Below are 23,137 nucleotides of genomic sequence, written 5' to 3' on the forward strand. Positions count from 1 at the left end.
TGCCGGGGAAGGAGAACTATCATGGAACCGATCCGCTTGCCGGGGGCCATTCTGCTGGCCGTGACCTCTGCGCTTGTCTCTCCCATGACGCTGTCGACGGCATGGTCTGCCGAGACGAATGGCGAGGCGGCCCTGACACTGGCTCCCCGTCAGGTGACCGACTGGCTCACTCTGGATGGCACCGTCAGTGCCATCCATCAGGGGACGGTGGCGGCCCAGACTGGCGGTCGGGTCTCCCGCATGCTGGTGGATGTGAACGATGAGGTGGTGGCCGGACAGCCCCTGCTCGAGATCAGCGGCAAGGAGCAGTTTGCCGCCGTGACCGGCGCCGAGGCGCGACTGGCCCGGGCCCAGGCCCAGCAGGTGGAAGCCGAGCGCCAGCTCGCCCGCTTCCAGGCGCTGATTGCCAAGGGGGTGATCACCCGCGCCCAGCTCGACAGCGCCCTGGCGAGCGACAGATCTGCCCGCGCCGAGGTGAACGCCGCCGAGGCGGCCCTCACCCAGGCTCGGGAGGCCTACGGCTATACCCGCATCCTCGCCCCCTACGCCGGGGTGGTCACCAAGCGGCTGGTGGAGTTGGGGGAGACTGTGGCCCCAGGGACGCCGCTGCTCTCGGGCTTTTCCCTTGATGCCCTGCGGGTGGAGGTGGAGCTGCCCCAGTCCGCGCTGGCCCTCGCCGGCCAGCCGTCGGATGCGCAGGTGCTATTGCCGGATGGCAAGGCCGTTACCCCCCTCAAACTGACCCGCTTCAACTATGCCGACAGCCAGAGCCACGCCTTTCGGCTGCGCCTCGACCTGCCGCCGAGCACGGCAGGGGTGCTGCCCGGCATGTGGCTCAAGGTGCAGCTCAAACAGGGCGAACGTCAGCTGCTGCAGGTGCCGGAGCAGGCCCTGCTCAGGCAGGGTGAGTTCAGCGGTCTCTACCTGAAGGAAGGAGAGCGCTGGGTGCTGACGCCGGTGCGGGTCGGCCATTGCCAGGCAGGGCAGTGCGGGATCCTGGCGGGCGTCCAGAGCGGCGATCGGGTGGCACCGGATGGCTGGGCGCGCCAGCAGGCGGTGGCCCATGAGTAACGACGCTCACGACAGCAAGAACAAACTGGGGCCAGCCGGCCGGTTGGCGGCCCTGTTTCAGGGCTCGGCCATCACCCCGTTGCTGGCGCTGGTGGGGCTCTTGCTCGGCCTCTTTGCGGTGCTGGTGACCCCCAAGGAGGAGGAGCCGCAGATCGATGTCACCTTCGCCGACGTCTATATCCCCTTCCCGGGCGCCAGCCCCGCCGAGGTCGAATCCCTCGTCACCACCCCGGCCGAGCAGGTGGTCTCCCAGATAAAGGGTATTGATACCCTCTACTCCTTCTCTCGCCCGGACGGCGCCCTGCTGGTGGTGGTGTTCAAGGTGGGGGTGAGCCGCGAGCAGGCCATCGTCGACCTCAACAACCAGCTCGACTCGAACCGGGACTGGCTGCCCCAGGGGCTTGGCGTCGGCCAGCCGCTGGTCAAACCCAGGGGGATCGACGATGTGCCCATCGTCAGCCTGACGCTCTGGAGCAAGCAGCTGGGGGCCGCCGAGCTGACCCGGGTCGCCCACGAGCTGGAGACCGAGCTCAAGCGATTGCCCGGCACCCGCGATATCTACAGCCTGGGCGGCCAGCGCGCCGTGCTGCGGGTGATGCCAGATCCGGCCGCCCTCAGCGCCCACGGCATCAGCTGGGGTGAGCTCAACCAGCGGCTCGCCGCCGCCAACCAGGCGGGCAACGAGCAGGCCGTGGTGCAGGACAATCGGGAGATCAAGGTGCAGGTGGGGCAGTTCCTGCAGAGCGAGCAGGAGGCCCGCGAGCTGGTGGTGGGCCTGCACGATGGCAAGCCGGTCTACCTCGGCGAGGTGGCCCAGGTGTCCCTTGGGGAGGAGACCCCGGTGCAGCGCAGCTGGATGGGGCAGGGGGAGCAGAGCTATCCGGCAGTGACCCTGGCTATCGGCAAGCAGCCGGGGCAGAACGCGGTCGATGTGGCCAAGCGGGTGGAGGCGCGGGTCGAGAGTCTCAAAAATCGGCTCATCCCTGCCGGGGTCGAGGTGACGGTGACTCGGGACTACGGCGTCACCGCCGAGACCAAATCCAACACCCTGATCGGCAAGCTGATTTTTGCCACCACGGCGGTGGTGCTGCTGGTACTGGTGAGCATGGGTTGGCGTGAGGCGCTGGTAGTTGGCGTTGCCATCGTCATCACCCTGGCACTGACCCTGTTTGCCAGCTGGGCGTGGGGCTTTACCCTCAACCGGGTGTCGCTGTTTGCGCTGATCTTCTCCATCGGCATCCTGGTGGATGACGCCATAGTCGTGGTGGAGAACATCCACCGCCATCGCGGCCTGGGCAAGGGTTCCCTCAAGGAGCTCATTCCGGGGGCGGTGGACGAGGTGGGTGGCCCCACCATACTCGCCACCCTGACCGTGATCGCGGCCCTGTTGCCGATGGCGTTTGTCAGCGGCCTGATGGGCCCCTACATGAGCCCCATCCCCATCAATGCCAGCATGGGGATGCTTATCTCCCTGCTGGTGGCCTTTATCTTCTCCCCCTGGCTGGCGGGCCATCTGCTCAAGCGCGAGGGAGATGTCGCCCACGGCGAGGCCAGGGCCGGCCTCTTTCATCGACTGATGACCCCCTTCCTGATTGGCGCTGGCGCCAGGAGCGCGAGACGCAAGCTCTGGCTGGTCATCCTGCTGCTGGTGGCGGGCGCCGCCGCCATGCCCATGGTGCAGTGGGTGGTGCTCAAGATGCTCCCCTTCGACAACAAGTCGGAATTCCAGCTGGTGCTCGACATGCCGGAGGGGGCGACCCTGGAGCAGACCGAGCGCACCCTGCTGGCGGTGGGTCGGGAGCTGGCCAGGGTGCCCGAGGTGCGGGATTACCAGATTTACGCCGGCAGCGCCGCCCCCATCAATTTCAATGGCCTGGTGCGCCACTACTTTATCCGCAGCGGCGCCAACGTGGGGGATATCCAGGTCAATCTGGTGAACAAGCATGAACGGGATCGCAGCAGCCACCAGATTGCCCAGTCGGTGCGGGCGCCGCTGCAGGTCATCGCATCCGCAGCCGGCGGCAACCTGAAAGTGGTGGAGGTGCCCCCCGGCCCGCCGGTCTGGTCACCCATCGTCGCCGAGGTGTATGGCCCCACGCCTGCTGACCGTGAAGCGGCGGCGCGCGCCGTAGAGGCCCGCTTCGTGGCGACGGCGGATCTGGTGGATGTGGACATCTATCTGACCGACCTCCATCCCAAGTGGCGGCTGGTGGTGGATCGCAGCAAGGCGGCCCGCTTTGGAGTCGATCTCGGCGATCTGGTGGCCACCCTCAATGGCGGCGTGGGCTATCAGGATGCCAGCTGGCTGCATGGTCAGGGCGCCAAGTACCCGGTACCGATCCGTGTCGAGCTCGCCTCCGGCGACAAGCGGGATCTGGCCGGCATCCTGGCGCTCAAGGTGCGCAGCCAGAGCGGCCAGCTCATCCGTGTCTCCGAGCTGGTGAGCCGCCGTGACGAGGTGGCTCCCAGCTATATCATGCACAAGAACATGCGGCCCATGGTGATGGTGGTGGCCGACATGGGGGGCCATGCCGACAGCCCCCTCTACGGCATGTTTGCCGCCGGAGCCGATATCGACTTGCCCCAGTATTACGTGCAGCAGCCCGACAAGCTGGGGGAGGTGGCTCTCTTGTGGGATGGGGAGTGGAAGATCACCTACGAGACCTTCCGCGACATGGGCATTGCCTACGGAGTGGGGATGATCCTCATCTACCTGCTGGTGGTGGCCCAGTTCCGCTCCTATCTGGTGCCACTCATCATCATGGCCCCCATCCCGCTCACTCTCATCGGAGTGATGCCGGGCCACGCCCTGCTGGGGGCCCAGTTCACCGCCACCTCGATGATCGGCATGATAGCCCTGGCCGGGATCATAGTGCGCAACAGCATACTGCTGGTGGATTTCATCGAGCAGCAGCGCAGCGCCGGTATGGCGTTCGAGCAGGCAGTGATCGGCGCCGCTCAGGTGCGGGCCAAGCCCATCCTGCTGACGGCGCTGGCGGCCATGATCGGTGCCCTGTTCATCCTCGATGACCCCATTTTCAACGGCCTGGCCATCAGCCTCATCTTCGGCATTCTGGTCTCCACCCTGCTCACCCTGGTGGTGATCCCGCTGCTCTACTACAGCCTGATGTCGCGCCGGGCGGAGGGGGGCACGGCAGATGTGCCGGGCGCACAATGACAGAAGGGCCACCCGGGTGGCCCTTCTCGTTTCACACGTTCAGGGAGGAGATATGCCGGCTGGCGGGGCTCAGCGCCCCTTCATCAGCGGGAAGTAGCGCCGGTCGGCCTGGCTCATGTGGCCGACCACCAGCTCCTGAATGATGAAGTTGAGCAACTCGTCGTTGCCAAGGGTGCCCGCCCTGGCGGCGGTCATCAGCTGGTCAGCCTTTTGCAGCAGCAGCTGGTGGTCTTGCTGGTGGCTGGTGAACTCGGGGTAACCCAGCTCGGCCAGTACCTGCTCTTCGAAGGTGAAGTGGTGGCGTGCCACGTCGAACAGATTCTCCATGCACTCCAGAAACAGGGCGGGGTGCTCCTGGTGATCCTTCATGTGCTCCAGCAGCCGGTTGGTCAGCACGAACAGCTGGCGATGCTCGGCATCGATGCGCGGGTGGCCGCACTCGTGGCTGCTCTGCCACACCAGCGAGCCCTGTTCCGGATCCAGTCCGGCGGTATAGAGGCAGACCCGGCCGCGCCCTCGTCCCTTGGCCTGATACATGGCCTGATCGGCGTGGTGCATCAGGGTCTTGGGGTCGCTGCCGTGCTCCGGGTAAAGGGCCACCCCTATGCTGCTGGAGATGCGCAGCTCCTGCTCCTCGTCGATGCGAAACGGGTGGCGCAGGCGCTGGTGCAGGTGGTCGGCCACCGTCAGCGCCTCGTCACCGGTATCGGGCAGCAGGATCACGAACTCGTCCCCGCCAAGGCGGGCCACCAGGTCCCGCTCCCGCACGCAGTGGCGCATCCGCTCGGCCACCATGTTGAGCAGCACGTCACCGGTCTCATGACCGAAGGTGTCGTTGATCGGCTTGAAGTGGTCGAGATCGATGAACAGCAGGGCGAGTTGGGCCACCTTGCCCTCCATGACCTCCTTCAGCCGCTGCTGCAGCAGGCGGCGGTTGGGCAGGTTGGTTAGCGGGTCGTAGAAGGCGAGCCGGCGCATCATCTCCTCCCTGGCGGCCCGCTCGGTGATGTCGCGGGTGACCCCGAGGATCGCATCGGGCTGGCCCTGCTCGTTGCCATGCAGGGTGGTGATGGTCTCGGTGGCCACCAGATGTCCCTCCTTGTGACGCAGCTGGGTACGAATGACACAGCGGGTCTGCTCGTGATCGCCGCGCTGCCAGGCGGCGAGGGAGCCGCTCAGCTCGGCGCGCAGCTGCTTTCTGGATGTCTCCGGAATAAGCTGCCTGAGGGGGAGGGTGAGCACATCGGTGGGGTCGTAACCGCTGAGCGGCTGGATGGCGGGGCTAACATAGCGAAAGCGCAGGGTGGTGGTGTCCATGGTCCAGATGACGTCGGCACTGTTCTCCGCCACGAAGCGGTAGTGCTGCTCGCTCTGGGCCAGCTCGCGGGTCAGTCGCTGTCGGCCGCGCGCCTCCTGGCGCAGGCGCAGATAGAGGTAGCAGAAGATGCCGAGCAGGGTCAGCAGGGAGAGGGTGATCAGCATGGCCACCGCCACGCTCTTGTCGAGCAGCTGGCGCTGCTGGCGGATCCGCTCCCTATCCGGGTTGTAGAGGAAGTGCTCCAGGTCGGGCAGGGCCGACAGCAGACCGGCGTCGAGATAGTTCCTGGCGATCTGCTGCCAGCGCTCCGGCTGCATGTAACCGGGCTCGACCAGATCGGGCTGCATCAGCTCCCGGGTGGTGTCGGCCTCGAACTGCAGCAGATCACGGCCGGCGCCGCTCGGGTAGTTGGTCACGATCCAGTCGATCATCTCGGCCGGGTTGTCCATGGCGTAGCGCCACCCCTTGAGGGTCGCCTGCTGGAAGGCATAGACCCGCTCCGGCCGGCTGTTCAGCTCGCGTTCCGAGGTGAACAGGTTGTCACCATAGAAGTCGAAGTCGATGCTGCGGGGGGAGAACACCCGGTAGGGGATGCCCATCTTGGCCAGATAGAAGGGCTCGGTGGTGCTGTAGGCGCTGATGGCATCCGTCTTGCCCGCCAGCAATGCCTTCAAGCCCTGCCGGTAGGGCTGCTTTATCCAGCTCTCCGGTGGCGTGTGGCGGTTGAGGTAGATCTGCAGCTCCTGGGAGCCGGGCTCCAGCATCAGCCGCTTGCCCGCCAGATCCGCCGGCTGGCGAATGTCGGGTCGCTCCAGGGTGAGCAGCACCAGTGGCGAGTGCTGCAACATGGAGGCCAGCACCACGATGGGCTGGCCGCTGGCGCGGGCCAGCAGCAGATCGCTGCCGCTGATCCCGAACTGGGCATTGCCCGACATCACCTCGTTGACCACATCGGTGCCGGTCATGGCGGGTCGCAGCGTGACATCCAGACCGGCGGCTCGATAGAAACCCTTGGCCTGGGCCGCGTAATAGCCGGCAAACTGGAACTGGTGTTGCCAGGGCAACTGCACTGTCACCTTGTCAATCACCGCCTTCGACGGCGGTGAAAAAAAGGCGCAAAACATCGCCGAACCAAGCATTGGCAGGTACCAGAGCAGGCGATGAAGGGAGGAATTTACGACGCTCATACTCATTCCTCTCGGGAGACGATGGTCCGTCCTAGAGTCAAACAATTCCTTGTTGCCCGCAAGGGGGCGAAAGGGCGCTATAACAGGGGATGCGTAACAGAAAAAATGATTTCTGTGTCATTCATCACATTTGGCCTTCCTGCTCGTTATTTTTGGCAATTAAGCGAAGAATTACGGAGCCATATGACCTATAAAAATGGTCGCATTTTAGTCGTATTTGATTGTCGATTACCTCAATAAGCGCGAGTGTTTGGGCTCTTTTTAGCGCAATGCGTCAGTCTGTGTCGCCGTATCACGGGATACTTTCAACTTGCTGTCGAAATGTGTCGAAACTGCGATTATTGCGTTATGAGTCAATTATTGGCGGGAGGGGGGAAGCGGATCCTTGCTGCCCGGGTGGTATGATAGCGGTTCTCCCATCCCGATGAGGCCTTCTCATGTCCCGATTGCGTCTGTTGTTGTCCGACTCCCACGATCCTTTGTTCAATCTGGCGGTGGAAGAGTGCATTTTTCGCCAGATGGACCCGCACCAGCGGGTGCTGTTTCTGTGGCGCAACGCCAATACCGTGGTGATCGGCCGGGCCCAGAACCCCTGGAAGGAATGCAATACCCGCCGCATGGAAGAGGACGGGGTGACCCTGGCTCGCCGCAGCAGCGGTGGCGGCGCCGTGTTTCACGACCTTGGCAACAGCTGCTTCACCTTCATGGCGGGCAAGCCGGAGTATGACAAGAGTATTTCCACCTCCATCGTGCTGGACGCGCTCAAGCGGCTCGGAGTCGAGGCTTTCGCCTCCGGTCGCAACGATCTGCTGGTGGCGACCCCGGACGGGGATCGCAAGGTGTCGGGCTCGGCCTATCGGGAGACCCATGATCGCGGCTTTCACCACGGCACCCTGCTGCTGGACGCAGACCTCGGCCGGCTCGCCCACTACCTCAATCCCGACCCCAAGAAGCTGGCGGCCAAGGGGATCAGCTCGGTGCGCAGCCGGGTGGCGAACCTCGGCGAGCTGCTGCCGGGCATCGACCATGGCCAGGTGAGCCAGGCCCTGTGCGAGGCCTTCTTCAGCCACTACGGTGAGCGGGTACAGCCAGAGCACATCTCCCCCGAGCGGCTGCCAGACTTGCCCGGCTTTGCCGAGACCTTCGCCCGCCAGCGCAGCTGGGAGTGGAACTTCGGCCACGCCCCGGCGTTTACCCATCAGCTGGACGAGCGTTTCGGCTGGGGCGGGGTGGAACTGCACTTCGATGTGGAGAAGGGGGTGATAGGGCGGGCGCAGATCTTCAGCGACAGCCTGGAGCCGGCCCCGCTGGATGCGCTGGCCACGCGCTTGCCCGGGGTGGCTTATCAGGTGGAGGCCATCGACGAGTTGCTGCGCCAGTGGCGCGGCGAGTTCCCGGCCCTGCAGAGCGAGCTGGAGGTATTCTCCTGCTGGTTGCTGGCATCGCTGCGCTGACGCTTTTCTCGCCGTTGGGGCGGGTGGATCACAAAATCAAAAGAGGCGCCCGAAAGGCGCCTTTTTGCCAGCCACCGTCCGCCCTCATGCATGACAAAAAGTAGGGGAGGCCATTAGATATTGTCGCTGTTTCAAACGGCGACCCAGGGGTATAAGGGCAGCACATTTGCTGTACTAATGGTATAAAAATGAGTGACTTGGTCTATTTGAAAGATGAAGGCGTCAACGCCATCCACCCCGAATTCAAACGTCGTTTTGCCACAGTCAAAGCCAACTTTTTCTCGCGCAACCCCGATCTCTGGCCGGTCTTTCGTGAACCCGGCTTCGCCACCCTCAACGAGTTTCGCGCCCGCGGCCTGGCCCCGTCGGCGCGGCTGAACGCCTGGCCCGATGGTCGCGCCCGCCTCGCCGACTTGTGCGAGACCATGCCGGTGCCGCAAGCCATGCGCACGCCGGGCGAGCCCATGGCGGAGCTGCTGTTTGCCGGCGCCCTCTCCAAAGACTGGGAGAACCCCTCCAGCGTCGAGAACGTGGTCACCATGTCGGCGGATCCCGCTATCTACGGCGCTCAGATGGGGATCCTCGCCAACCCCAACCTGGTCTACTCCGAGTATGCCGGGGTGGCTGAGGAGCTGGAGAAGAAGGTGGTGCGCCAGATTGCCCTGCTGGCGGGTTACGATCCGGCCCGCGCCACCGGCATCTTCACCCAGGGGGGGACCTTTTGTAACCTCTATGGCTACCTGCTCGGCATTCGCAAGAGCCTGCCCGAGGCCAAGCACAAGGGGCTCGGCCACTATCAGGATTACCGCATCATCAACTCCCAGGGCGGCCACTACTCCAACATCACCAACCTCTCTCTGCTCGGGGTCGACATCGAGAACAAGACCATCCGCATCCAGGTGGGCGAGAACAACGACATCGATCTCGACCATCTGGAGCGCACCCTGACCGCCTGCTTTGCCCTCAAGCACGTGGTGCCCACCATCATGCTCACCATGGGCACCACCGACACCTTCGGGGTGGACCAGGTGAGACCCGTGGTCGAGCTGCGGGATCGCCTCTGCGAGCGGTTCGAGGTGGCGGTCAAGCCGCACATCCACGTGGATGCCGCCATCGGCTGGTCGATGATCTTCTTCCTGGATTACGACTTTGCCGCTAACCCGCTCGCCATCAACGCCGCGACTCTGGCGGGCATAGAGCGCAACGTGAGCCGCTTCGCCGAGCTCAGATACGCCGACTCCTTCACCGTCGACTTCCAGAAGTGGGGTTATGTGCCCTATACCTCCAGCCTGGTGATGATAAAAGAGCAGGATGACCTCAAGGCGATGGAGAACGACCCGGAGAACTTCTCCTACTTCGAGCGGGACATCCAGGGCCAGACCCACCTGCAGTCCACCATCGAGTGTTCCCGCGGGGCGAGCGGTCTGTTTGGTGCCTATGCGGCCCTCAACTACCTGGGGGTCGAGGGGTATCGCACCGTGCTGGCCCACTGCCTGCAAAACGCCAACTACTTCCGCTTCCGGTTAAGCCAGCTCGGCAACGTCAAGCTGGTGGCGCAGGAGAATCAGGGGCCGAGCGTGGGCTTCAAGATCTACAACCCCGAGTGGGTGCAGGACCCCGACGCCGAGTTCGCCTTCGAGCTGGCGCGCAGCACGGACCCCGCCTACAAGGCGCGCCTGCAGCGCAACACCGACTATCACCGCAGCCTGTTTACCGGGCGTGGCAAGGTGGGGCTCTACACCAACTGGGTGGAGGCCATCGCCCACTCCGACTACGACGCCCGCGGCAAGTACTCCTATATCGCCGGTGAGAAGGCGGTCTTTATGAACCCGGCCTGCGGCCGCGAGCAGATCGACGCCTTTATCGACCATATCCGCGGCTGAGCGGCGCACGGTATTTAAAGAGAGCCGGACAGCAAAACGGCGGGATGATCCCGCCGTTTTTTATTGGTTCTGGTTACTGCTTCTGAAGAGCCGTCACCGTCAGCTTGCCAGCCGGGTTTTCGGCGTGGAAGCGCACCGCATCCCCCACCTGCAGATCCTTGAGCAGGGCCGGGTCGGCTACCAGAAACACCATGGTCATGGCGGGCATCTTGAGGTTCGCGATGGCCTCGTGCTTGATGCCCACCTTGCCATTTGCCGCGTCGATGCGGCTGATGACTCCCTTGGTCATCACCCTCTCCTGCATTCCCTCCATCTGCTGCATGTCACCCATCTGGCTCATGTCATGGCCTTCGTGGTTCATCATCTCCTCGGCCTGCAGGCCGGTGTGGGTAGCAAGGCCCAGCAGCAGGGTCAGGGTCAGCGTCTTGTAGTTCATCTTGGTTTCCTTGTTTGGGTTGTCCGGTTGATCAGGGTGCAGTCTGGGTATCCGTCTGCGCAGTCGTGTGGTCGAGGGTCTTCAGGGTGCGGCTGCGCCAGAGGTAATAGGCGGCGGGCAGCACCAGCAGGGTCAGCACCAGGGCGGTCACCATGCCGCCTATCATGGGGGCGGCGATGCGCTGCATCACCTCCGAGCCGGTGCCCTGGCTCCACATGATGGGCAGCAGGCCCGCGATGATGGTGACCACCGTCATCATCTTGGGGCGCAGGCGCAGGGCGGCGCCGTGGACCACCGCCCGGTGCAGGCCGGCCTGGTCCGGTTTGCCGCTGGCCACCAGATCGTCCCAGGCGTGGTTGAGGTAGACCAGCATCAGCACCCCGGTCTCCACCGCCACCCCGGCCAGGGCGATAAAGCCGACCCCCACCGCCACCGAGAGGTTGAAGTCGAGCAGCCAGAGGGTCCAGATCCCGCCCACGACCGCGAGCGGCAGAGTGGTGAGAATGAGCAACACCTCCTGGAAGCGGCGAAACGCCAGATAGAGCAGCAGCACGATAATGGCGACGGTGAGCGGCACCACGTAGGTGAGGCGCTCCATGGCCCGCTCCATGTATTCGTACTGACCTGACCAGCTGAGGGCGTAACCCGGTGGCAGCACCAGTTGCTTGCCCACCTCGGCCTTGGCCTCTGCCACAAAGGAGCCGATGTCGCGGCCGCGGATGTCCACGTAGACCCAGCCGTTGAGGCGCGCGTTTTCACTGCGCAGCATGGGCGCCTCGTCGCTGATGTAGACCCGGGCCACGTCCGCCAGGGCGATCCGCTCCCCCTTGGGGGTGACCAGGGGCAGCAGTTCGAGGCTGGCCACCGAGTCGCGATAGCTCTGGGGATAGCGCAGGTTGATGGGGTAGCGTTCGCGCCCCTCGATGGTCTGCCCCACCTCCATGCCACCCACCGCGGTGGCGAGCACCGCCTGCACGTCGGCGATGTTGAGACCGTAGCGGGCCGCCTTGAGCCGGTCGATGTCCACCTTCACATAGCGACCGCCCGCCACCCGCTCGGCGTAGACCGATGAAGCGCCTTCCACCTTGCCGACGATCTGCTCAAGTTGCTGGCCAAGTTGTTGAATGACCTTGAGGTCAGGCCCGGCAATCTTGATCCCCACCGGGGTCTTGATGCCGGTGGCCAGCATGTCGATGCGGGTCTTGATGGGGGGCACCCAGGCGTTGGTGAGGCCGGGGAAGCGGATAAGGGAATCGAGCTCCTCTTTCAGCTTCTCCGGGGTCATGCCGGGGCGCCACTGATCCCGGGGTTTGAGCTGGATGCTGGTCTCCATCATCACCAGATCCGCCGGGTCGGTGGCGCTGTCGGCGCGTCCCGCCTTGCCGAACACGTTCTGCACCTCGGGGACGGTGCGGATGAGCTTGTCGGTCTGCTGCAAAATCTCCCGCGCCTTGCCCACCGAGATGTTGGCCGCAGTGGTGGGCATGTACATGATGTCCCCCTCATCGAGCGGCGGTATGAACTCGGAGCCCAGGTGCTGGAGCGGCCAGAAGCCCGCGAGCGTGACCACCAGGGCGGCGGCGAGGGTGGTCTTGGGGCGGGCCAGCACGGCGTTGAGCAGCGGGATATAGGCCTGGCTCAGGCCACGGTTGAGGGGGTTGGCCTGCTCGGGCAACACCTTGCCGCGGATGAAATAGCCCATGATGACCGGCACCAGCGTGATGGCGAGCGCGGCGGCGGCGGCCATGGCGTAGGTCTTGGTGAAGGCGAGCGGGTGGAACATGCGCCCCTCCTGCGCCTCCAGCGCAAACACCGGCAAGAAGCTCATGGTGATGATGAGCAGGGAGAAGAAGATGGCGGGGCCCACCTCGATGCTCGCCTCGGTGATGATGCGCCAGCGGTTCTTGTCGGTGAGCGCCTCCCGCTCCATGTGCTTGTGGACGTTCTCTATCATCACGATGGCGCCATCCACCATGGCGCCGATGGCGATGGCGATGCCCCCGAGCGACATGATGTTGGCGTTGATCCCCTGCAGATGCATCACGATAAAGGCGGTCAAAATCGCAATAGGGAGGGTGATGACCACCACCAGCGACGAGCGCAGGTGGAACAGGAAGGCGAGACAGACCAGTACCACCACCGCGAACTCCTCCACCAGCTTGCCGGAGAGGTTGTCGATGGCGCGCTGGATAAGGTCGGAGCGATCGTAGACGGTGACGATCTCCACCCCCTCCGGCAGGCTGGATTTCAGCTCGGCCAGCCGCGCCTTGACCCCGTCTATGGTGTGCTGGGCATTCTCGCCGTAACGCATGACGATGATGCCGCCCACCACTTCCCCTTCGCCGTTGAGCTCGGCGATGCCGCGCCGCATCTGGGGGCCGGTGACTACGTCCGCCACGTCACCCAGCAGCAGGGGTGCGCCGCGCACATTGGTGCCAAGCGGAATCTGTTTTAAGTCCTCCACGCTCTTCAAATAACCATTCGAGCGCACCATGTACTCCGCCTCCGCCATCTCGATGACGGAGGCGCCGGTCTCCTGGTTGCCCTGCTTGATGGCGGTCTCGATGAGGGAGAGCGGGATGCCGTAGGCGCGCAGCTTGTCCGGGTCGACCCGCACCTGGTACTGGCGCACCATGCCGCCGACGGTGGCCACTTCGGAGACGCCGTTCACCGTCTGCAGCTCGTACTTGAGGAACCAGTTCTGCAGCGAGGTGAGTTCGCTCAGGTCGTGCTTGCCGGTTTTGTCCACCAGGGCGTACTGGTATACCCAGCCCACCCCGGTGGCGTCCGGCCCGAGCTGGGGCTGGGCCCCGGCGGGCAGATTGGGGGCCACCTGGCTCAGGTACTCCAGCACCCGTGCGCGGGCCCAGTAGAGGTCCGTGCTGTCGTCAAACAACACATAGACGAAGGAGTCGCCGAAGAAGGAGTAGCCGCGCACCGTGGTCGCGCCCGGCACCGCCAGCATGGCGGTGGTGAGCGGGTAGGTGACCTGATCCTCCACCACCTGGGGCGCCTGGCCCGGGTAGGAAGTCTTGATGATCACCTGCACGTCGGAGAGATCCGGCAGGGCGTCCACCGGGGTCTGCTTGACCGACCAGAGCCCCCAGGCGGTGAGCATGACAGTCAGCAGCAACACCAAAAAGCGGTTGCCGACGGACCAGCGAATGATGGAAGGGATCATGACTGGGCTCCTCTCATTCGGTGGGCTGGCAGCAAGTTGGGTTTGTACTCAAGGCAGCGAAGCATGGCCGGGATCATGACTTATCCCCCATCTGGTGCTGGCTGTGATCCATACCCTCCATGCCTGGCATCTCGCCCTTGGCCTCTTTCATCGGCTCGTCCGCGGCCGGTTTGTCTTCCACATGGATCTGGATGATGCGGTACTCGTCCCCCTCCTGCTCCACCTGCAGATGCAGGGTCTGATCCGGTTTCAGCTGGCTGAGGTCCACGCCGTCGGCCACGGTGAAGTCCATCTCCATGGCGGGCCACTGCCACTCGGGAATGGGCTGATGAGAGATGCCGAGGGTGCGCCCGGCGAGATCGATGTTCTGCACCTGGCCCTGGGTCCACACCTGCATGGGACGCACCGCCGTCATGCGCTGGAAGTCCGAATCGATGGCCGATTCGGAGTCGAGCAGGAACTGGGCCGAGCTGACTATGCTGTCACCGGCTTCGACCCCCTCGTCGATGGCGACCTTGTCACCAAACTGGGGGCCCAGGGTGACGGCCACCGACTTGAAGTTGCCATCCCCCAGCGCCAGCACCAGCCTGTCCTGGCTGCCGGTGCGGATCACCGCTTCGCTCGGCACCACCAGGCGGGGTTCCCCCTTGCCGGTGCCGATGCTCACCTTGGCGAACATATTGGGTTTCAGGAACTCGTCCGGGTTGTCGAAACGCAGGCGTACCCGCAGGGTGCGGGTGCTGGCATCGAGCGTCGGGTAGAGGTAGTCCACCCGACCCTGCCAGCGGCGGCCGGGGGCATAGTCCAGGGTCATGGTGACCGGATCGCCGACCTTGATCTGGGCCGCCTGGCGCTCGAACACCTCGGCACTCACCCACACCTGCTTGAGGGTGCTGATGTTGAACAGGGGCGCGGCGGGTTCCACATACTGGCCTTCCCGCACCTTGAGCTCGGAGACATAGCCGCTGCTCGGGGCATAGATGCGCACCGTCTCCTGCACCTTGCGGGTGCGCTTGAGGGCCGCAATCTGATCCGCCGGTACCTGCAGCGACTTGAGCTTGCCCTCGGCGGCGCGCAGCAGCAGGGGATTGGTGGTGCCCAGCGCCAGCAGGTATTCGTGCTGGGCGTTCACCAGATCCGGGGCGTAGAGATCGTAGATAAAGCTGCCCTTGGTCACCTGCTGCCCCTCGTTCTTGATGGCGAGGTTGCGGATCCAGCCCGCCATCCGGGAGTTGATGGCTTCGAGGCGCTCCTCGTCATAGCCCACATAGCCGACCGTCTCGATCTGCTGGTGGACGGGCAGTTTCTCCACCTTGGCCAGCCGCACCCCCAGGTTCTGCTGGATCTCGGGGCTGATGGTGACGGTGCCGGGGGAGCCGCCCTGTTTTTCCTCATAGACGGGGATGAAGTCCATCCCCATGTTGTCCTTGGCGGGGCCGTCGCGCTTGTCGCGGGGATCCATGGGGTTGACCCAGTAGAGCGGTGTCTTCTCCTTGGCAACCGCGGTGACTGTCTGTTTGGCGGCCCAGTAGCCGCCACCGGCGCCGAGGGCGAGCAGCAGGGTGGATAGCAGCAGGGTCCGGCTCATCGCACACCTCCTGTCCGGGACGGGTGGGGCAGGTCGGCGCAGTGGGCAAGAGGCGCGGGTCGGCCGTGTTCGGCCACGGGGCCGGGGATCGGGGCATATGACATGATACTTCTTCTCTTCTGTCAGTGCGCCGGAGGGGGTGTGCAGGCAAGGCATCACCAGAGTCCGGGCGGCAAACGGGGCGCAGCTGTGTCAGCGCGCACGGCTCCCTGTGCGTGTGCCGAATCGACCAGGGCACAGGGTCAGGCAAGGCGGCCGAAAACGGACAAGTAGAGGCTTGTCGCGGCCGCGGGAGAAGAGCGTTCTAGTGGCGCAGCACCGACAGCATCAGGTGTCGGCGCGGCCAAGAGGGAGGGTGGGTACCGCGGGATCGCAGGAAGGGATCCCGCAGCCAGTTGTCCAGCACGCTGCCGGCAGTCCCGAGGGGCAGCAGCAACAACGGCAGGGCGAGCAGGGTCAGCAGGGCGGCCAGCAGCGGCAAGCCTGGGCTGCTGCTCGAGGTGAGCCCGCCGTGCATCTGGCACTCCTGGCTGACGGCATCTGGTGCCCCGGCCTCCTGGGATGCCCCGTGGCAGGAGAGTCCCTGCATGGCGCTGCTGCTCATGGCCTGATGGTCTTGCGCCATGGCGGCGTTGAGGGCATCCAGCCCGTGCCAGCCGATGCAGAGGGTGAGATTGCAGACGAGCATCAGCCCCAGCAGCAGCCGGGCAATGCTTTCTGTGGGCAATCTCGATGAGAGCATGGGGAAAATCCTGACAATAACTAGGGACACTGTAAACCTTGCCTTGAGGAGAAGGTCAATGGCCCCGGCCGTGTCAGAGAGGGGCCTGATGAATCGTTAAGCGTCACTTAACGATGGCGTATAGCCAACCCTAATGAAGCCGGCTTCTTCTCTCGTTAGGATGCGTACCAGTCAGAAGTTGCCAGGGCATCAAACCGGGGGTTTGAGCCGTCTCTCTGGCGAGTCTCCATCCAGTTCATTGTTCGGGAGTAACGATATGCAGCAACGACGGCTGGCGCTGATGCTTGCAGCCTTGCTGAGTCCCTCTGCCATGGCCGGTGGCCTTGCCTTGTATGAAACCAGCGCGGCCAACAGTGCCCTGGCCAACGCAGGGGCGGCCGCCGGCGCCCAGGGGGCGGAGACCATCGCCAGCAATCCTGCCGGCATGACCAGGCTGGCAGGCACCCAGTTGCAGGTCAATGGCGGCGCTGTATATGGCGACCTCGAGCTGGATCTGGAGCAGGGGGGCAACAACGGCGGCAATGCCCTGCAGAGCGCCCCGCTCGGCAGCCTCTATCTGACCCACGCTCTCGATGAGCAGTGGGTCGCCGGCCTCGGACTCTTCGGCAGCCACGGTCTGGGGATCGATTATGGCGAGGGGTGGCAGGGGCGTGGCTATGTGCAGTCCGCCAAGCTGACCGGGATCGCCTTTGCTCCCAGCCTGGCGTATCGCATCGATGACCACTGGTCGGTGGGGGCCAGCCTGATAGCCATGCATGGGGCGCTGGAGGCCTCACTGGACATGACGCCGAACGGTTCAACCAGTCAGGCATTTTCCGACAGCGACTGGGCATATGGCGCCTCCTTCGGGGTGCTCTACGAGCTGGATAACGACTCCCGCATCGGGTTGAGCTACTTCTCCGAATTGAAGTGGGAGCTGGACGATCAGCCATTGAGCCGAGTGAATGGAGCCGGGCTGGGGGTGGAGATGATGATCCCGCAGACCCTGACCCTGAGTGGCTATCACCAACTCAACCCGCAGTGGGCCCTGCTGGCCAGTGCCAACTGGCAGCAGTGGTCCCGCTTTGGCGAGGTGGATCTCGCGTCGGGACAGCAGAGCAGAACCCTTGACATGCAATACCAGGACACCTGGCATCTGAGCCTGGGCACCCAGTTCGATGTGACGCCGGCCCTACGCCTGAGCAGCGGCATCAGCTATGACAGCAGCGCCGTGGACGACGTGCACCGCACTGTTACCCTCCCGCTGGGCGAGAGCTGGCGCTGGGGTCTGGGGGCCAGCTATCAGCTGACACCAGCCACCAGACTGGAAGCCAGCTATACCCTGGCCTGGCTGGGGGATATGGCAGTGGAGCAGGATGGGATCGGTCGCCCCCAGCTGTCAGGTACCTACCACAACAGCTACCTGAACTTCTTGAGCATAGGGGTGCAGCACCAGTTCTGAGGCCTGACTTGTCGCGTTGGGAGGTAGCCGGCTATGTGTTCTCTTGCCGGCGAACGGTGACGATAAAAAAGCCCCTCCATGAAGGAGGGGCCGGGTGAGCGTGACTCGAATGGTCAGGCCCGTTTTTCCGAGCGCCGCATGATGAGGCGGAAGAAGAGCGGGATGAAGAAGATGGCGATGAAGGTCGCCGCCAGCATGCCGCCGATGACCGGCCAGCCGAGGGCGTGGCGGCTCGCCGCACCGGCGCCGCTGGAGGTGACCAGGGGCACACAGCCGAGGATAAACGCCAGCGAGGTCATCACGATGGGGCGAAAACGCAGGCGCGCCGCCTCCAGGGCCGACTCGATGAGGCTCATCCCCTCCTCGTGCTTCATCACCGCGAACTCCACGATCAGGATGGCGTTCTTGGCCGCCAGCCCCACCAGCGTCACCAGACCTATCTGGAAGTAGACGTTGTTGGTGAGCCCCACGGCCCAGGTGGCGAGCAGGGCGCCGAACAGGGCGAACGGCACGGCGGTGATCACCGCGAACGGCAGGCTCCAGCGCTCATACTGGGCGGCCAGGATGAGGAAGATCATCACGATGCCAAAGCCAAACGCCGTGGCGGCGCTGCCGGCGGCCGCTTTCTCCTGGTAGGCGGCGCCGGTCCACTCCAGCTTGGCGTCGTTGCCAAGGGTCTGGGCAGCGATCTCCTCCAGGGCGGCAATGGCCTGACCCGAGCTCACCCCTGGCGCCGGCTGGGCCATGATCTTGGCGGCCGGGAAGATGTTGAAACGCTCCACCAGTTCGGGGCCGGTGGCATCGCGCACCGTCACCAGGCTGGTGAGGGGGATCATCTCGCCGTTGTTCGAACGCACATAGACGTTGCGGATGTCATCCTTCTTGGCACGGTAGTCCGCCTCGGACTGCAACTGGACCCGGTAGGTACGACCGAACTGGTTGAAGTCGTTGACGTAGACCTGGCCGAAGGTGGCCTGCATGGTGTCGAACACGGCGTTGATGGGCAGCCCCAGCGCCTTGGCCTTCTCGCGGTCGAGATCCAGGTAGACCTGGGGCACGTTGGCGCGGAAGGTGGTGCTCACGCTGGCGAACTCTGGGCGCTGCTTGGCGGCATCGATCAGGCGTTGCACCTCGCCCGCGAAGGCGTGCACGTCACCGGTGCCGCGGTTCTGCAGATAGCCTTCGAGGCCCCCGGTGGTGGACATGCCCTGGATGGGAGGCGGGTTGAAGGTGGCGGTGAAGCCATCGGCCAGCCCCATCAGGCTCATCCCCTGGAAGGTCTTGGCCAGGGAGAAGGAGTCCTGACCCTCGCCCTGACGCTCTTTCCAGTCTTTCAGGGTGATGAAGGTGAGGCCGCGGTTGCTGATGATGGAGCCGGACAGGATGTCAAAGCCCGAGAAGGTGACCACGTCCTTCACGCTGGGGTTGGCCATGGCCATCTTGTCAAAATCATTGGCGACCGCCTGGGTACGGGTCAGGGCGGCGGCATCGGGCAGCATCACGGAGCCGATGAGATAGCCCTGATCCTCGTCCGGCACCAGGGCGCCCGGCACCTTGTGGAACAGCACATAGCTGCTGGCGAGGATGATGGCGATGATGCCAAAGGCCACGCCGACCCGGCGGTTGAGGAAGGCTACCCCGCGCACATAGCGGCGGGTCAGCTGATCAAAGGCATTGTTGAACCAGACGAAGAAGCGGGCCGGCTGGTGGTGGCCCTCTTTGAGCAGGATGGCGCACAGGGCAGGCGACAGGGTGAGCGCCACCAGGCCGGAGATGGCCACCGACACGGCGATGGTGATGGCGAACTGCTTGTACATCACCCCGGTCATGCCGCCCATGAAGGCGACCGGCAGGAACACGGCGCAGAGCACCAGCACGATGGCGACCACGGGGCCGGAGACCTCCTGCATGGCGAGGATGGCGGCCTCCTTGGCGGAGCACTTCTTCTCGCTCATGATCCGCTCGACGTTCTCCAGCACCACGATGGCGTCATCCACCACGATACCGATGGCGAGCACCATGCCGAACAGGGTCAGCAGGTTGATGGAGAAGCCCAGCATCAGCATGCCGGCGAAGGTACCTATGAGTGACACCGGCACCGCGATACAGGGGATCAGGGTGGCTCGGAAGTTCTGCAGGAACAGGTAGACCACCACGAACACCAGCACGATCGCCTCGAGCAGGGTCTTGACCACCTCCTCGATGGAGATCTTCACGAACTCTGTGGTGTCGTAGGGGATCTGGTACTCCACGTCCTGCGGGAAACGGCCCTGCAGGCGATCCATGGTCTCGCGCACCTGATCGGCCACCGCCACCGCGTTGGCACCCGGTTGCAGGTAGGTGGCGATACCGATGGCCGGCTTGCCGTTGGCGCGGGCCAGCACGTCGTAGTCCTTGCCGCCGAGCTCGACCCGGGCCACGTCTTTGACCCGGATCTTGGAGCCGTCCGGCATGGCGCGGATGATGATGTTCTGGAACTCCTTCACATCATCGAGGCGCCCCTTGGTCTGCACCGTGTAGGTGAAGTCGGTGGGGGTGCTGGTGGGCTGGGATCCGATCTTGCCCGCCGCGAACTGGGTGTTCTGCTCGCGGATGGCGCCGATCACGTCGCTCGGGGTGAGCTGCAGCTGGGCCAGCCGGTCCGGGCGCAGCCAGATCCGCATGGCGTAGTCGGTACCGCCGAACAGGGAGGTGTCCCCCACCCCGGGAATACGCTTGAGCTCGTCGATGATGTTGAGCAGGGCGTAGTTTGACAGATAGGTGGTATCAAACGAGCCGCTGGGGGACTGCAGGGTGATCACCTGCAGGATGGAGGTGGACTTCTTGCGCACCGTCACCCCCTGCTTCTTCACCTCTTCCGGCAACTGGGCCATGGCGGCCGAGACCCGGTTGTTGACGTCGATGGTCGCCTGATCGGGATCGACCCCGATGTCGAAGTAGACGTTGAGGTTCATCTGGCCGTTGGAGGCGGAGCCGGATTGCATGTAGATCATGTTCTCGACCCCGTTGACCTGCTGTTCAATGGGGGCGGCCACGGTCTGGGAGATCACCTCCGGGGTGGCACCCGGGTAGAAGGCGGTCACCGAGACCACGGCGGGGGTGATCTGGGGATACTGCTCCACCGGGAGCGCGCGCATTGCCGCCATCCCGCCCAGCACTATGATGATCGAAATCACGCTGGCGAAGATGGGGCGTTCGATAAAGAACTTGGAAAACATGGGGGCTCCTTATTTGCCAGCGGCACCCTGGGTGATCTTGGCGTTGATCGCCTTCATCTCCTCGGCGGAAACCGGTTTGACCACGGCGCCGGGACGAGCCTTCATCAGCCCCTCGACGATGTAGCGATCGCCGGCCTGCAGGCCTTTGTCTATCAATACGCCGCTGTCGACCACCGACCCCAGCTTGACCGGACGGGGCACCACCTTGTTGTCGGCATCCACCACCATCACCATGCGGTCGGCCTGGGACTGGACGATGGCGCGGGGCGGCACCACGATGGCGTTCTTGCGGGTGCCCAGATCGATGGTCATGCGCACGAACTGGCCGGGCAGCAGGACCCCGTTCTTGTTGTCGAAGATGGCGCGGGCGCGAATGGTGCCGGTGGCCGGGTCGACCCGGCTGTCGGAGAAGTTGAGCTTGCCCGCCTGGGGATAGACGGAGCCGTCCGCCAGCCGGATGTGGGTACGCCAGTTGGTGGCGTCCTTGGCTTCAATCAACCCTTGCTTCACCGCATTATCGAAGTTGAGGCGATCCTGCTCCGAGTAGGAGAAGTTGACGTAGAGGGGGTCGAACTGGGTGATGGTGGTGAGCAGGCCGTTCTCGCCGCTGGTGGAGATGAGGCTCCCCTCGGACTGGGAGCTCTTGCTCGCCATGCCGTTGATGGGGGCGGTGACCTGGGTGTAGCTGAGGTTGAGCTCGGCCTCTTTCACCTTGGCCTGGGCGGCCTGGTGGCTGGCGACGGCGGCTTCGTAGTTGGCGATGGTGTCGTCATAGTCCTTGCGACTCACCACCTGGCGCTTGAACAGCGGGATGATGCGATCGCGGTCGGCGCGGGCCTTGTTGAGGCGCGCCTGCTCCTGGGCCAGGGTGCCCTTGGCCTGCTCCAGCGCCACCTTGTAGGGCTCGGGGTCGATCAGGAACAGCGCCTGACCGGCGGTGACCGGCTGCCCTTCGATGTAGGTGCGCTTGAGCAGGATGCCGCTCACCCGGGAGCGCACGTCGATCTCGCGAAAGCCGGCGGTCTCGCCCACCATCTCGGTGGTCAGCGGCACGTCGGTCAGCTTGACCTCGGCCACCACCACGGGCACCGGCGGCAGTGCCTGGGCGCCGGCGGCGGGTTCATCACCACAGGCGGTCAGTGCGCTGGCCAGTGCCAGGGCGATACAGCCGCGCTTGAACATCTCTTCCCTGACGGATTGCACCTTCATCATCACACTCCTGTGGGATGGTGCACGATTGCCGCGCCCACCCTTTCTCTTCATGAACATGGTTAACTGCATGGTTACAAATTTAACTTATTGGATTACTGACAGTTTTTTAATGATAAAACACGAATATTGAACCCAAGCTGCTCGGCAGTGAAAGTTGTCTGCATCTGGCGGCATGGGGGCGAGGGGCCAGCGACAATCTGTGTCAGCCCGCAGGCCTCTTTCGGCGTGGTGTTGCCCGGATGCGAGGGCTCAGGGAGAAATTATAAGAAGGAAAAAACGGGGGAAGTGGGGGCTTGGTCACAGAGGGGGCGTCAAATGCCCCCTCAGTTGTCGTTATCAGGCGAAGCAGGCCCAGATGGGGGCGTGGTCGGAGGGCTTCTCGATGCCGCGCAGCTCGTAGTCGATGCCGGTCTCGGTCACCTTGTCCTTGAGGGCGTCGGAGGCCATGATGAGGTCGATGCGCAGGCCGCGGTTCTCGTCAAAGCCCTTGGAGCGGTAGTCGAACCAGGAGAAGCGCTCGCACTCGGTGGGGTTGGCGGCGCGGAAGGTGTCGGTCAGGCCGAACCCTTTCAGACGCTCCATCCACTCGCGCTCAATGGGCAGGAAGGAGCACTTGCCGTCCCGCAGCCAGCGCTTGCGGTTCGCCTCGCCGATGCCGATGTCGAGATCGGTGGGGGAGATATTCATATCCCCGATCAGCACCAGTTGATCGCCCGGGGTGTGATTGGTCTCGAGGTAGTGCTGCAGATCCTCGTAGAACTTCTGCTTGGCCGGGAACTTGGTCTCGTGATCCTGGCTTTCACCCTGCGGGAAGTAGCCGTTCATCACCTTGATGAGGGAGCCGTCTTCGCGCTCGAAGGTGGCCATGATCATGCGGCGCTGGGCCTCTTCATCGTCGGTGGGGAAGCCTTTTTCCACCTTGACCGGCTTCTGCTTGCTCATGATGGCGACCCCGTAGTGGGCCTTCTGGCCATGGAACTCGACGTGATAGCCCATGGCCTCCACGTCGGCCAGCGGGAAGGCTTCGTCGTGTACCTTGATCTCCTGCAGGCCGATCACATCCGGCTGATGCTTGTCGATGATGGCTTGCAGCTGGTGCAGACGGGCTCGCAGGCCATTGATATTGAAAGAGATGATCTTCATGTCCGGGATGCTCATGTCAATTTTATAAGTGGCTATTGGACTAGGAATCCGCCGTGGATGCAAGTTCGGGGGCTGTGACTGACGC

General features: G+C 64.0%; 13 protein-coding genes. 5 read left to right on the forward strand and 8 right to left on the reverse strand.

All coding sequences use genetic code 11. The annotated features are described in order from the left end of the window. Nucleotides 1-21 precede the first annotated feature (21 nt). Both PG897_RS12915 and PG897_RS12920 read left to right on the forward strand, forming a co-directional pair. Complete coding sequence (locus PG897_RS12915; protein WP_270829083.1) at nucleotides 22-1,071, forward strand: efflux RND transporter periplasmic adaptor subunit; 1,050 nt, start codon at nucleotides 22-24, stop codon at nucleotides 1,069-1,071. Next, nucleotides 1,064-4,249 carry an efflux RND transporter permease subunit gene (locus tag PG897_RS12920; RefSeq protein ID WP_270829084.1) on the forward strand — a complete coding sequence of 1,062 codons (3,186 nt, stop codon included), beginning with the start codon at nucleotides 1,064-1,066 and terminating at the stop codon, nucleotides 4,247-4,249. Before PG897_RS12915 ends, PG897_RS12920 begins: the two co-directional genes overlap by 8 nt. 69 nt (nucleotides 4,250-4,318) lie before the next feature. Here the strand turns inward: PG897_RS12920 and PG897_RS12925 are convergent, their stop codons facing one another. Next, nucleotides 4,319-6,754, reverse strand: a complete 2,436-nt coding sequence (locus PG897_RS12925) for a diguanylate cyclase domain-containing protein (protein ID WP_270829086.1) — start codon at nucleotides 6,752-6,754, stop codon at nucleotides 4,319-4,321. 437 nt (nucleotides 6,755-7,191) lie between these two features. Between PG897_RS12925 and PG897_RS12930 the strand changes: the two genes are divergently transcribed. Then, complete coding sequence (locus PG897_RS12930; protein WP_201882290.1) at nucleotides 7,192-8,208, forward strand: lipoate--protein ligase A; 1,017 nt, start codon at nucleotides 7,192-7,194, stop codon at nucleotides 8,206-8,208. Nucleotides 8,209-8,396: 188 nt separating this feature from the next. Beyond that, nucleotides 8,397-10,091 carry a pyridoxal phosphate-dependent decarboxylase family protein gene (locus PG897_RS12935; RefSeq protein WP_201882288.1) on the forward strand — a complete coding sequence of 565 codons (1,695 nt, stop codon included), beginning with the start codon at nucleotides 8,397-8,399 and terminating at the stop codon, nucleotides 10,089-10,091. A 73-nt stretch (nucleotides 10,092-10,164) separates the two neighbouring features. On the opposite strand, the gene PG897_RS12940 is transcribed toward PG897_RS12935, so the two are convergent. The 4 genes from PG897_RS12940 to PG897_RS12955 all read right to left on the reverse strand — a co-directional run bounded on the left by PG897_RS12940 (nucleotide 10,165) and on the right by PG897_RS12955 (nucleotide 16,038). Continuing rightward, nucleotides 10,165-10,527 (reverse strand): copper-binding protein, encoded by a 363-nt coding sequence (locus PG897_RS12940; RefSeq protein WP_201882286.1) that lies wholly within the window; start codon nucleotides 10,525-10,527, stop codon nucleotides 10,165-10,167. A 31-nt stretch (nucleotides 10,528-10,558) separates the two neighbouring features. Next, nucleotides 10,559-13,708 (reverse strand): efflux RND transporter permease subunit, encoded by a 3,150-nt coding sequence (locus PG897_RS12945; protein ID WP_201882284.1) that lies wholly within the window; start codon nucleotides 13,706-13,708, stop codon nucleotides 10,559-10,561. A 73-nt stretch (nucleotides 13,709-13,781) separates the two neighbouring features. Then, nucleotides 13,782-15,296 (reverse strand): efflux RND transporter periplasmic adaptor subunit, encoded by a 1,515-nt coding sequence (locus PG897_RS12950; RefSeq protein ID WP_201882282.1) that lies wholly within the window; start codon nucleotides 15,294-15,296, stop codon nucleotides 13,782-13,784. Nucleotides 15,297-15,600: 304 nt separating this feature from the next. Then, nucleotides 15,601-16,038 (reverse strand): hypothetical protein, encoded by a 438-nt coding sequence (locus PG897_RS12955; protein ID WP_201882280.1) that lies wholly within the window; start codon nucleotides 16,036-16,038, stop codon nucleotides 15,601-15,603. 256 nt (nucleotides 16,039-16,294) lie between these two features. On the opposite strand from PG897_RS12955, the gene PG897_RS12960 reads away from it, so the two are divergent. After that, nucleotides 16,295-17,479 carry an OmpP1/FadL family transporter gene (locus tag PG897_RS12960; protein WP_270829087.1) on the forward strand — a complete coding sequence of 395 codons (1,185 nt, stop codon included), beginning with the start codon at nucleotides 16,295-16,297 and terminating at the stop codon, nucleotides 17,477-17,479. Between the two features lie 113 nt (nucleotides 17,480-17,592). Here PG897_RS12960 and PG897_RS12965 read toward each other — a convergent pair whose 3' ends face one another. The 3 genes from PG897_RS12965 to xthA form a co-directional block, all read right to left on the reverse strand. After that, complete coding sequence (locus PG897_RS12965) at nucleotides 17,593-20,697, reverse strand: efflux RND transporter permease subunit (RefSeq protein WP_201882275.1); 3,105 nt, start codon at nucleotides 20,695-20,697, stop codon at nucleotides 17,593-17,595. A 9-nt stretch (nucleotides 20,698-20,706) separates the two neighbouring features. Beyond that, complete coding sequence (locus PG897_RS12970; protein ID WP_005302965.1) at nucleotides 20,707-21,906, reverse strand: efflux RND transporter periplasmic adaptor subunit; 1,200 nt, start codon at nucleotides 21,904-21,906, stop codon at nucleotides 20,707-20,709. A 339-nt stretch (nucleotides 21,907-22,245) separates the two neighbouring features. Further along, nucleotides 22,246-23,052, reverse strand: coding sequence for an exodeoxyribonuclease III (gene xthA / locus PG897_RS12975; protein WP_005302963.1), 807 nt, complete (start codon nucleotides 23,050-23,052; stop codon nucleotides 22,246-22,248). Between the last annotated feature and the right edge of the window lie 85 nt (nucleotides 23,053-23,137).

The organism is Aeromonas sp. QDB20, assembly GCF_027707805.1.
Lineage (GTDB): Bacteria > Pseudomonadota > Gammaproteobacteria > Enterobacterales > Aeromonadaceae > Aeromonas > Aeromonas dhakensis.

Coding starts and splice junctions, on each gene's coding strand:
- PG897_RS12960 (WP_270829087.1), top strand. CDS start 16,295: ATGCAGCAACGACGGCTGGCGCTGATGCTTGCAGCCTTGCTGAGTCCC.
- PG897_RS12940 (WP_201882286.1), bottom strand. CDS start 10,527: ATGAACTACAAGACGCTGACCCTGACCCTGCTGCTGGGCCTTGCTACC.
- PG897_RS12925 (WP_270829086.1), bottom strand. CDS start 6,754: ATGAGCGTCGTAAATTCCTCCCTTCATCGCCTGCTCTGGTACCTGCCA.
- PG897_RS12950 (WP_201882282.1), bottom strand. CDS start 15,296: ATGAGCCGGACCCTGCTGCTATCCACCCTGCTGCTCGCCCTCGGCGCC.
- PG897_RS12945 (WP_201882284.1), bottom strand. CDS start 13,708: ATGATCCCTTCCATCATTCGCTGGTCCGTCGGCAACCGCTTTTTGGTG.
- PG897_RS12955 (WP_201882280.1), bottom strand. CDS start 16,038: ATGCTCTCATCGAGATTGCCCACAGAAAGCATTGCCCGGCTGCTGCTG.
- PG897_RS12970 (WP_005302965.1), bottom strand. CDS start 21,906: ATGAAGGTGCAATCCGTCAGGGAAGAGATGTTCAAGCGCGGCTGTATC.
- PG897_RS12965 (WP_201882275.1), bottom strand. CDS start 20,697: ATGTTTTCCAAGTTCTTTATCGAACGCCCCATCTTCGCCAGCGTGATT.
- PG897_RS12930 (WP_201882290.1), top strand. CDS start 7,192: ATGTCCCGATTGCGTCTGTTGTTGTCCGACTCCCACGATCCTTTGTTC.
- xthA (WP_005302963.1), bottom strand. CDS start 23,052: ATGAAGATCATCTCTTTCAATATCAATGGCCTGCGAGCCCGTCTGCAC.
- PG897_RS12920 (WP_270829084.1), top strand. CDS start 1,064: ATGAGTAACGACGCTCACGACAGCAAGAACAAACTGGGGCCAGCCGGC.
- PG897_RS12915 (WP_270829083.1), top strand. CDS start 22: ATGGAACCGATCCGCTTGCCGGGGGCCATTCTGCTGGCCGTGACCTCT.
- PG897_RS12935 (WP_201882288.1), top strand. CDS start 8,397: ATGAGTGACTTGGTCTATTTGAAAGATGAAGGCGTCAACGCCATCCAC.